Consider the following 11,451-nt stretch of genomic DNA (forward strand, 5'->3'; position numbering starts at 1 on the left):
CGGTCATACAGGGAAGTATGTTGTGAGTGCGCCGCAATCGTTGTTTAGATGACAGCGCCAGTTTCTGCCGTCTCCGCGCAGAGGGCGGGTCTTACCCCGTCATAACCATGCTCCCCGGGCCGTGCGGCCAATAACGCCAACAAGAATGCCTGTTGCCTGGAGCTGTCACTCATGATTCGTATTTCTACCCTGACCCTGTGCGCCCTGCTGGTGCTGCTCGCCGGATGCTCCGCGGATGTCAAACACGGCCGCCGCCAGTCCACGGACGCACTGCTGACAGCAGCGACAACGTCCACGTCGAGCGACACGGAAACAGTGGTCGACGGCGATAGCGACGGAGTCGGCGACGCCAGCGACAACTGCCCCGCAATTGCCAACGCAAACCAGGAAGACTTGGATAAAGACGGCATCGGCGATGCCTGTGACAGTGACGACGACGGTGACGGCACTGCCGACAACAGCGACAACTGTCCGCAATTGTCCAATAGCGATCAGGCCGACGGCGATGGCGATGGCCTCGGCGATGCCTGCGATGAAGATCTGGATGGCGATAACGTCGACAACGAAAGCGACAACTGCCCCGCCGTTGCCAACAGCGAGCAGGGCGACCTCGACGGCGATGGTATCGGCGACGCTTGCGACAACGATCGCGATGGCGACGACATCACCGACAGCCTCGACAACTGCCCGGCGGTGGCCAATCCAGATCAGGCGGATCAGGACAACGACAATATCGGCGACGCCTGCGATCAAGACAGCGACACCGATAACGACGGACTGGACGACGGCGAGGACAACTGCCCAGCCATCGCCAATGCCGATCAGATCGATACCGACGGCGACGGCTTGGGCGATGCCTGCGATGACGATGACGACGGCGACAGTATCAGCGACAACACCGACAACTGCCCTACGGACGGCAATGTCGGACAGAGCGACCTGGACGGCGACGGCATCGGCGATATCTGCGACACAGATCGTGACGGCGACGGCGTCGACAACCCCGAGGACAACTGCCCCGCCATCGCCAATCCCGGCCAGGAGAACGCCGATGGCGACGACACCGGCGATGCCTGCGACCCGCTGACCGATAGTGATGGCGACGGCGCCGGTGACGATGCCGACAATTGCCCCAGCCAGCCCAACCCGGATCAGGCCGACCAGGACAACGACGGTATTGGCGATAGCTGCGACACCGATGTGGATGGAGACTCCACCGCTAATGACAGCGACAACTGCCCGGTAATTGCCAACGACCAGACGGACAGCGACAGCGACGGTCTCGGCGATGCCTGTGACGACGATGACGATGACGACGGCCTGAATGACGCCGTCGACAACTGCCCGACTACTGCCAATGCCGATCAGGCGGACCAGGACAGCGACGGCATCGGTGACGCCTGTGATGGCGACCGCGATGGCGACGGAGTGGACGATACCGCAGACAACTGTCCGCTGGTGGAAAACCCGGACCAGGCGGATACGGACAGTGACGGGTTCGGCGATGCCTGTGACGACAACACCGACAGCGATGGTGACAGCGTTCCGGACGATGCAGACAACTGTGCAAACGCCGCCAACCTCGACCAGGCGGATCTGGACGGCGACGGCATCGGCGATGCCTGCGATGAGGATGTCGACGGAGACGGCGACGCCAACGACGTGGACAACTGTCCGGTGACAGCCAACCCATCGCAGGCGGATACCGACAGCGACGGGTTCGGCGACGCCTGTGACAGCGATGACGACAACGACGGTGTCGAAGACACCGCGGACAATTGCCCGCTGATCGACAACGCCGACCAGGCCAACCTGGATGGCGACGCCTTCGGCGATGTCTGCGATGCGGACGACGATGGTGACGGCCTCGACGACGACGCGGACAACTGTCCGGCCGTTGCCAATGCCGGCCAGGACGATCTGGACGGTGACAGTATCGGCGATGCCTGTGACGACGACGACGACAACGACGGCACCGGCGACGACGTCGATAACTGCCCGGTCTCCGCCAACGCCGACCAGGCCGATCTCGACAATGACGGTACCGGCGATGTCTGCGATACGGATCTCGACGGCGACACCGTCGCCAACGATGCTGACAACTGCCCCAACGTCGCTAACCAGGATCAGGCGGACCAGGACGGTGACGGCATCGGCGACCTGTGTGATACCGACAGCGACACCGATAACGACGGCCTGGACGACGGCGAAGACAACTGCCCGGCCCAGCCGAACCCGGATCAGCTCGATTCCGATGGTGACGGCATTGGCGATCTGTGTGACAGCGACGTCGATGGTGACGGAACTGACAACGGCAGTGACAACTGCCCGATGACCGCCAACGACCAGAGCGACAGCGACGGCGACGGCATCGGCGACGCCTGCGACGATGATCTGGATGGCGATGGCACGGACGACGCCGTGGACAACTGTCCGCTGGACGCCAATCCCAGCCAGGCGGACAGCGACGGCGACGGTATCGGTGACGCCTGCGACCAGGATCAGGACGGCGACGGCATCGACAACGGCCCGGACAACTGCCCGTCCGTCTCCAATCCCGACCAGCTGGATTCCGACGGTGATGGTATCGGCGATGCCTGCGATACCGATGTCGACGACGACGGCGTTGCCAACGAACTCGACAACTGTCCGCAGACCCCGAATCCGGACCAGGTGGACTTTGACGGTGATGGTATCGGCGACGCCTGCGACAACGGCCTCGCCGCGAGCTGCGAATCCCTCGGCGACCTGCTGCCGATCACCACCAGTGAGTCCTTCCGCTCTATCGGTACCGAAGGCTCCTGTGAAGGTTGCAGTGTCAGCAGTCCCGGACTCATTACCAACAGCGTGATCACCGATGCGTCGCGGATGCAGGTCACCGCGGGCGCCAGCGGCTCGGTGTACATCGATGTCACCAAGACGACGGTCTTGAACGGTCGCTACGTCATCGGGTATCTGGTGGAAAAACCGGAATCGCTACTGGACCTGGTGATGCTGCAGACTGTGACCATCAGCACCTGGATGGACGATACGCCCACTGGCGACAGTGGCAGCGGCAGTTCACTGGTGGTGTTTGACGTGGACGGCGCGGTGAACCAGCGGGTGATCACTATCGTCTCCATACACGACTTTAACCGCGTGCGCCTGAGCCTCGGCAGCCTGCCGTACGAGGTCAATACGCTGGATGTTTATATGGCCTGCCTGGCCCCTCTCGATCCCTGACCATCCCCCCGGTGCAGTACGGCTGACAACTGTCACTGCAGCGGAACATGCAAAGCCCCGGCACCAGCCCGGGGCTTTTTTAATGGGGAATACGCTGTGCTGCCGGCACTGCCTGCCTCATTCCGTCCATGCGTTACTCACCGCAATTCCGGGCATCGCACTGCTTGAATTTCCCCCATCAAAATTGCCGTTCAAAAAACATACAATTCTGCACAGAAAGCGTGCGACATTTCACAGTTTCAGCGCTTTTATCCACCAGTAGGAGCGTGAACGTGCCAGCACTGTCGCCAGAATTTGAATTTGGATAAGGCTGTTTATTTTTCGTACAGTCAGAGTTTTTTCTGCCAGTGCAGGAGGAAGGTGCTCAGGCAGCAGAACGACAGAGATTGGTGGCGGGCAGCCGGTGGCAAAGGAGAAGCGCGATTCGCTAGCGGCAGCTATTTCTCTCGTTACTACCTCTCTCGGTAAATGGCTATCGCTATGTACCGGCGCACAAGACGGGCCTTGTTCCCATAAAAAAACCCCGGCCAATGCCGGGGTTTTTATCGGACGGAGAAAACCGGGGCTTACTTGATACCCAGTACTTCCCTGCCCTGCACGAAAGTAACATCGACCGGGATACTGGCAGCCGCCAGGCGGTCCAGGTCTTTCTGCAGCTGTGCGTTGATCACGCCCTTGCTCTCGAGCAGTTCCTTGGCGCGCGCATAGTCGCCATCACCCTGGATGGTGAGAATCAGGCGGGACAGATCCGTCATCGCCTGCTGCATCTTGTCAAAGTTCACCCGGTACAGGCCGGTATCGGCATCGCGACTAAAGGCGCCTTCCTCTTCAAAGAAATTGAAGCGCACCATATTCGCAGTACCGTGGGCATCGGCAGCACCGAAGCGCACGCTGCGGAAAATACTGGCGAGGAAGGTAACGTAGTTGTCCATCAGCTCGCTGTCGGGCAGCTCGCCTTTCTCGTGCAACTTGGTGACCATGTACAGGCCGAGGATATCTGCCTTGCCCTCTTCGAGCGCCGAGGCATTTTCCTTCAGCGCCTGGCGCACATTGCTGCCGTCGGTCAGGGTTTTCTTGATACCCAGGCCGTGGGCTACCTCGTGGAACATGGTGTTCTGGAAGAAAGCCGGGAAGGTGATGTTCTCACGCTGGTCTTCCGCGATCAGGACATCGCCGATGGGTACCAGGATCTTGTCAAACTTGGCGCGCATGGCGTTTTTCAGCTGCAGGCGACGGGTCCCCTTGGCCAGCTGAACTTCCTCATCGTTCGGCAGATTGATGGCGATGGTCTTGCCACCGGCATTGGAGTGGCCGGCGTAATACAGCACGTCGTAGGCATTCAGGTCGGAGTCGGTTCCCGGCTTTTCTGCCTTGTATTTTTCATCCACGGGCAGGCCGCGCTGCAGCTCCGGCAGGAAGGCGGCGAACTTGGCCAGCTTCTCACTCCACTCCTTGTCCTTCAGCAGTACATAGGCCTCATAGGCGGTGCGGTAGCCGAACAGCTGGTCTTCGTAGTTCTCGATCGGGCCAATGACTACATCGATCGGGTTGTTCTTCATGTCCATCCAGGCCATGTCGCTGGGACGGAAGTCGTCGCTGACCAGGGCCTTCGCACGCAGGTTCAGGTAGCCGGCAAACTCCTCGTCGTCGGCCAGCTTCGCGGCTTCGCGCAGCAGCTCGGCGGCCTTCTGCAGATCTTCCTTGTAGGCCACGTGATACGGCACCAGTTCCAGCTTGCCTTCCTGGTTGCGCCGCACCAGGGTATAGAGGCCGTCCTTGCCCGGCTGGTTCCAGGATTCGAACTCGGCCTTGGTCATGTCTTCCGGATAAAACTGCGCACCCAGGGGTTTGGCACCATATCCCGCGATAAACGGTTCGTTATCGTTCAGGCGATCCCAGGGGCCGTAGTTGATCTTGGCGAAGTCACGTTTGGTGCTGTCTTCGATGCTCGACAGCAGCTCTTCCGCCGGACCGTAGGCCTGCAACCAGAACAGGCGATCCATGACCTTGCTCGCGTCGATCAGCTTGCCAATCATCTGGCGCTGGTTGTCGGAGAGGTCGGAAAGATCGGCATTGAGCTCGACCGGGACGTAAATCTCGAAATCGGCGCTGGACTCCAGCTTTTCGGGTTTGGCCGCCGTTTCGGAGGTCGATTTCGCTGCGGTTGACTCGGCGGCGCTGGATTCCGCGGCCGGGGCCTGAGTCGATTCAGTCGTTTCGCTTTTGTTGTCGCGCGGCGAACAGGCGGTGGTCAGCGCCAGTGCCAGTAGCATCGCAGTCAATCGGGCGAACTTGAAAGGGGTAGTCATAGGAGCCTGCCTATCGTTATCTTTTGTCCGGCGCCACATTAGTCCGGCGCCGGGCATTTATCAAGACGGGCAGAGGCTGCCGCGACAGAATCCGCAGTTATACCACCTCGGCGCTGCGCTCCTGCTGCTGCAGGCGCCACAGGGCGGCGTAATGCCCCCCCTCCGCCAGTAACTGGGCGTGGCTGCCGCGTTCGACGATCTCGCCCTGCTCCAGCACCAGGATCACGTCCGCATCCACCACGGTGGACAGGCGGTGGGCGATCACCAGGGTGGTCTGCTCCCGGGCGATATCCCGCAGGGATTCGAGAATACCGCGCTCGGACTTGCTGTCGAGCGATGAAGTGGCCTCGTCGAATACCATGATTGGCGGATGTTTGAGCAGTGCGCGGGCAATGGCTACGCGCTGTTTTTCGCCGCCGGAAAGTTTCAGGCCGCGCTCGCCCACCAGCGTGTGAACGCCTTCCGGCAGCTGCTGCACGAAATCCGCCAGCTGCGCGTGCCTGATCGCCTCCATGACCTCTTCATCACTGGCATTCACACGGCCGTAGCGCACGTTTTCGAGGATCGACTGGTTGAACAGCACCGCGTCCTGCGGCACCACACCGATAACAGAGCGCAGGGAATCCTGGCTGACGCTGCGGATATCCTGCCCGTCAATCAAAATTCGTCCGCCGGTAGCGTCGTAGAAACGGAACAGCAGCTTGAACAGCGTCGATTTACCCGCGCCGCTGGCGCCGACGATCGCCACCTTCTGCTGTGGCTCCACGGTAAAACTGATGCCTTTGAGGATTTCCCGCTCGGGCCGGTAACCGAAATGCACATCGTCGAACACGATGCGCCCGCTGTGCACCTCCAATATGCCCGCCGAATCGTCATCCCGCACCGCCGGCTCTACCAGCAGCAGGGAAAACATCTTCTCGATATTCGCCATTGCGCCCTTCATCTCCCGGTAGACAAAACCGAGGAAATTCAGCGGAATAAAGATCTGCATCATGAAGGCATTGATCAGCACAAAGTCACCAATGGTCATCGCACCCCTGGTGACATTCACCGCAGCCAACACCATGGCGCCGCACATGGCGCTGGCAATGATCAGCGCCTGTCCGGCATTGAGGCCGAACAGGGACAGGCGGTTCTTGCGCCGCGCCTGCTCCCAGAACGCCAGCTCGCGATCGTAATGGCTCGCCTCGTGCTGTTCGTTGCCGAAATACTTGACCGTTTCGTAGTTGAGCAGGCTGTCCACCGCGCGGCTACTGCTCTGGGATTCCGCCTGATTCAGCTCGCGGACAAAACGCGTGCGCCACTCGGTGGCGACCACGGAGAAGCCGATATAGATCACCACCGCGCCCAGCACCAGCAGGGCGAAGGCGGCGCTGTAGTTCCACCACAACAGCCCCGCCACCATCGCGATTTCCACCAGGGTCGGCACGATGTTGAACACCATAAAGCGCATCAGGAACCCGATGCCGGAATTGCCCCGTTCAATATCCCGCGACAGCCCCCCGGTGCGGCGATTCAGGTGAAAATCCATATCCAGCCGGTGCAGGTGCCGGAATACTTCCAGCCCCACCCGGCGCTGGGCGCGCTCGGTTACGCGGCCGAAAATCGTGTCGCGCAATTCACCGAACAGAACGCTGGAAAAGCGCACTGCCCCGTAGGCCAGCAGTAATCCAAGGGGCAGTGCGATAGCCGCGGCCGTGCCACCGGAGCTGTCGAGGGCGTCAACAATGTGCTTGAGGATAAACGGCAGCCCCACCCCGGCCAGCTTGGCTCCCACCAGACACAGCAGCGCGAAAATCACCGCGCGCTTGAATTCCAGCAGATACGGGAACAGGGTTTTCAGTGCGCCCCAATGCACTTCATCCAGGGCAACTGCGGATTTTGGTCTGGGCATAGATCACTCGCGATAAATACAACGGAATTATAAGCGCTAGGCGCCATTTATTGCGGGAGGGTAAAAGATGAAGTTAACTTGAGATCAAGTGCATGGCCCCGGCCAGGCGCTTTCTTTTGATAATGAAGGACTGAAACAGCGTCCGTCACTTCAGCGCCCGCAGCGGCACATCCTCGCGATGGACAATCTCGGCACCGAGGATCCGGACCATGAACTCGGTCAATATTCCAGCGGTAAAGCCCCAGATTTCGTACTCGCGAAACTGGTAGGCCGGCAGATAAACGGTGCTCTGGTCGATGGTGATCCGGTCCGTGCGAATGCGCGGATCGGCGAGAAAAAACGACAGTGGCACGCGGAAGATCGCATCCAGCTCGCCGGGATTCGGCGTCAGTTCAACATCCGGCGATACCACACCGAGCCAGGGCGTCACCTGTACTTTCCAGCGCGTAGCGCGGGTCCACAGGGGACCCAGCACACGGATCTCGTCCGGGTGCAGGCCGATCTCCTCTTCGGTCTCGCGCAGGGCGGTGTATTCCAGGGAGGGATCGGTAGCGTCCCAGCGGCCGCCAGGCAGCGAGACTTCGCCTGAGTGGGTCGACAGGTTCGCGGAGCGCAGGGTAAGTATCACTTCCGGATCCGGCTCATCGGTCAGGGCCAGCAGCACTGCGGCGTGGCCACGCAGGTCCGGCCCCTCTGGCACTTTCGCCAGCAGGTCCTGCCGCAACTGCGATATTTTTTGCTCGATAACGTCCAGCATTGCCCGTTTACTTACCACTGCACCGCATGGCGCGGCGACTTCGCCTTATTATCTGCCACTATACGCCAAAGACACCGATTTCCTCTATATTCGATCGGCCACTCAGCTATCGGACGCGGCTGCATCCCGCTGTTTCATCGGCGTATGGCCTCCCTTGATCTTCTCCCGCAGCGACTGCACCAGCGCGTAATACACCGGCACCAGCAATGTGGCGAAGATTGCCGCTGCGGTCATTCCACCGAATACCGCCAAACCCAGCGAGATGCGGCTGGCGGCGCCGGCTCCGGTGGCCACCAAAAGGGGGATCACCCCCAGCACGAACGACAGTGCGGTCATCAGCACGGCGCGGAAACGCAACTGGGTTGCGCTGACCGCCGCTTCCAGCACTGATTTTCCGCTGTCGCGCTCCAGGCAGGCAAACTCCACAATCAAAATGGCGCTCTTCGCCGCCATACCGATCAGCAACACCAGCCCGATTTGCGTATAGAGATTGTTGATCGAGCCCACCAGCCAGACCACGAAAAGAGCACCGGCGATGGCAATGGGCACACACAGCATCACCGCGATGGGAATCATCCAGCTCTCGTACTGCGCCACCAGAAACAGGTAGACAAACACAATGGCGAGAGAAAACAGAATCGGCGCCATATTGCCGGAACTGATTTCCTGCAGACTGGAACCGGTCCAGTCATAGCTGTAGCCCTCCGGCAATTGCGCGGCCAGCTCCTCCATTGCCCGCATAGCCTGGCCACTGGAATAACCGGGCGCCGGCGAGCCATTGATGGTAACGCTGTTGTAGAGGTTGTAACGGTCTATGGTCTGTGGGGCCACCGTCGGCTCGATATTCACCACTGCGGTAATCGGCACGAGCTCGCCACTGTTGGCGCGCACAAAAAAGCCCGTCAGATCCTGCTCGTTACTGCGAAACTGCTGGTCCCCCTGCACCATCACGCGAAACACCTTGCCGAATAAATTGAAATCGTTGACGTAAAATCCGCCGAGCTGGGTCTGCAAGGTGTTGTAGACATCGGTGAGCCGCAAACCCAGCGTGTGCGCCTTGTCCCGGTCCACCGTCAGTTCCAGTTGCGGTGTTGTGGCCTGAAAGGTAGTGAATGCCTGTGCAATCTCCGGTCGCTGATTCGCCGCGCCGAGGAGTCCGTACATCACCTGTGCCAGTTCAGCGGGATCGCGCCCCATCAGATCCTTGAGGATAAATTCAAAGCCGCCAATGGTGCCGACTCCCGGCAGGGGTGGAGTCGGGAAGACCATCACCCGGGCCTCCGCTATGCCCGCAGCCTTCTCCTGTATTCGCTGCATGACCGCCATCTGATGCTGGTCGGCATTGGGCCGCTCGTCCCATGGCGGCAAAATGCCTATCATGAAGGCCGAGTTGGAGCTGACACTGCCCGACAGCACGTTGAACCCGGGCACCGCCATGACATGGGAAATATCCGGGTCCTCTCGCATGATTTCACTGAGGCGCGCCACCACGGGTCCCGTGCGAGTCAGCGAAGCCCCCTCAGCCAGCTGCACATGGACCAGGAAGAACCCCTGATCCTCATCGGGAATAAAACCGGTGGGCACACTGGTAAATAGCCAGGCACAAAGGCCCACCATGCCGGCTATGGATAATAATCCGAACAGAGGGCGAGCCACCCAGAAGCGCACCATGCCCGTATAAAAATGCGTGAGTTTATGCAGTGCTTTGTTGAACCAGCCAAATGCACCGGTCTCTTTGACCCCGGCGATTTGGTCGCCTTCACTTTTCTTGAGCAGTGTTGCGCAAAGGGCCGGGCTTAAAGTGAGGGCATTAATGGAGGAGATAATCACCGCAAAACTAATCGTCACTGCAAACTGCTGGTACATCCTGCCGGTCAGACCCGGCATCAGCATCACCGGCACGAACACCGCCAGTAAGACCAACGTCGTGGCAATCACTGGACCGGTCACCTCCTCCATCGATTTCAGTGCCGCCTGCCGCGGCGCCAGACCCTCACTCATCAAACGCTGAGTGTTTTCTACGACAATAATGGCGTCGTCCACTACGATGCCGATCGCGAGGATCAAGGCAAACAGTGTGACCGTGTTGATGGTCATACCAAAGGCAAACATCAGGGCAAAAGTGCCAATCAGCGAGACGGGAATGGCAATGGCGGGGATCAGGGTGGAACGCACATCTTGCAAGAATACGAATACCACCAGAATGACGAGCAGCAGCGCAATCAATAGCGTCGTAATCACCTCCGCGATCGATGCGCGCACGAAGTCTGTCGTGTCGTAGAGAATTTCTGCCTTGAGGCCTTCAGGAAAGCGCTGGGACAATTCATCTACACGCTCCGCGATACCTTCAGCGACACTGAGGGCGTTGGCATCCGGCAACTGGTATACGGCGATAACCGCTGCTGGTTTGCCGTCCAGACGGCCGTAGGCACTGTAAAACTCGCTGCCCAGCTCCACACGCGCGACATCCTTCATGCGAACCATGCCGCCGGAGGGATCGGCGCGAATACTGATTTCCTTGAATTGCTCCGCATCGACCAGTCGGCCCTGAGCGAGGATGTTGTACTGGAACTGCTGGTCCTTGCCGATGGGCGGCGAACCGATCTGCCCCGCTGCCACCTGCATATTCTGCGACTGGATTGCGCTGATGACATCCTGGGTCGTCACATCCAGTGCGGTCATACGATCCGGATTGAGCCAGATGCGCATGGCATAGTTGAGGGAACCGAGAATCTCTACATCACTGACACCTGGCACCCGCGCCAGCTCGTCGCGAATGAAGATCTGCGCATAGTTGGCCAAAAACAGTTCGTCGAACTTTTCATCCGGTGACAGCAGGTTCACCACCAGCAACATGGTGTTTGACTTCTTGCGCACGACGACACCGTTACGGCGCACATCCTCCGGCAGCCCCGGTATTGCCTCCTGAACCCGGTTCTGCACATTCACCTGAGCGATATTGTCGTCAGTCCCCGTCTCGAAGGTGACCGTGAGGCTGTAACTGCCGTCGTTACCGCTGACGGAATCCATATACAGCATGTCTTCCACACCATTCACTTCCGCTTCGATCGGCACGGCGACACTGTCGCGCATTACTTCGGCGCTCGCGCCGGTGAAGCGGGCGGTGGCAGTGATGGTGGGGGGGGTAATGTCGGGAAACTGGGCGACGGGCAGGATCGGCAGCGTCAGCAATCCCGCAAGGGTAATCAAAATCGATACCACAAAGGCAAAGCGCGGTCGGCGAATAAAGAATGCGCTGATCAAAAAAA

The 11,451-nt window shown here is 59.7% G+C and carries 5 protein-coding genes; 1 reads left to right on the forward strand and 4 read right to left on the reverse strand.

All coding sequences use genetic code 11. The features are described 5' to 3' along the window. The first annotated feature begins 171 nt into the window (after positions 1-171). Positions 172-3,222 carry a thrombospondin type 3 repeat-containing protein gene (locus IG168_RS17630; protein WP_193165915.1) on the forward strand — a complete coding sequence of 1,017 codons (3,051 nt, stop codon included), beginning with the start codon at positions 172-174 and terminating at the stop codon, positions 3,220-3,222. Between the two features lie 566 nt (positions 3,223-3,788). Here IG168_RS17630 and IG168_RS17635 read toward each other — a convergent pair. The 4 genes from IG168_RS17635 to IG168_RS17650 form a co-directional block, all read right to left on the reverse strand. Next, positions 3,789-5,531 (reverse strand): dipeptidyl-peptidase 3 family protein, encoded by a 1,743-nt coding sequence (locus IG168_RS17635; protein WP_193165916.1) that lies wholly within the window; start codon positions 5,529-5,531, stop codon positions 3,789-3,791. A gap of 97 nt (positions 5,532-5,628) precedes the next feature. After that, positions 5,629-7,425, reverse strand: a complete 1,797-nt coding sequence (locus IG168_RS17640; protein ID WP_193165917.1) for an ABCB family ABC transporter ATP-binding protein/permease — start codon at positions 7,423-7,425, stop codon at positions 5,629-5,631. 145 nt (positions 7,426-7,570) lie between these two features. Then, positions 7,571-8,182 (reverse strand): NUDIX hydrolase, encoded by a 612-nt coding sequence (locus IG168_RS17645; RefSeq protein ID WP_193165918.1) that lies wholly within the window; start codon positions 8,180-8,182, stop codon positions 7,571-7,573. Between the two features lie 102 nt (positions 8,183-8,284). Beyond that, positions 8,285-11,446, reverse strand: a complete 3,162-nt coding sequence (locus tag IG168_RS17650) for an efflux RND transporter permease subunit (protein WP_193165919.1) — start codon at positions 11,444-11,446, stop codon at positions 8,285-8,287. Positions 11,447-11,451 lie beyond the last annotated feature (5 nt).

It is taken from the genome of Microbulbifer hainanensis (assembly GCF_014904735.1).
In the GTDB taxonomy this organism is placed as follows: Bacteria; Pseudomonadota; Gammaproteobacteria; order Pseudomonadales; family Cellvibrionaceae; genus Microbulbifer; species Microbulbifer hainanensis.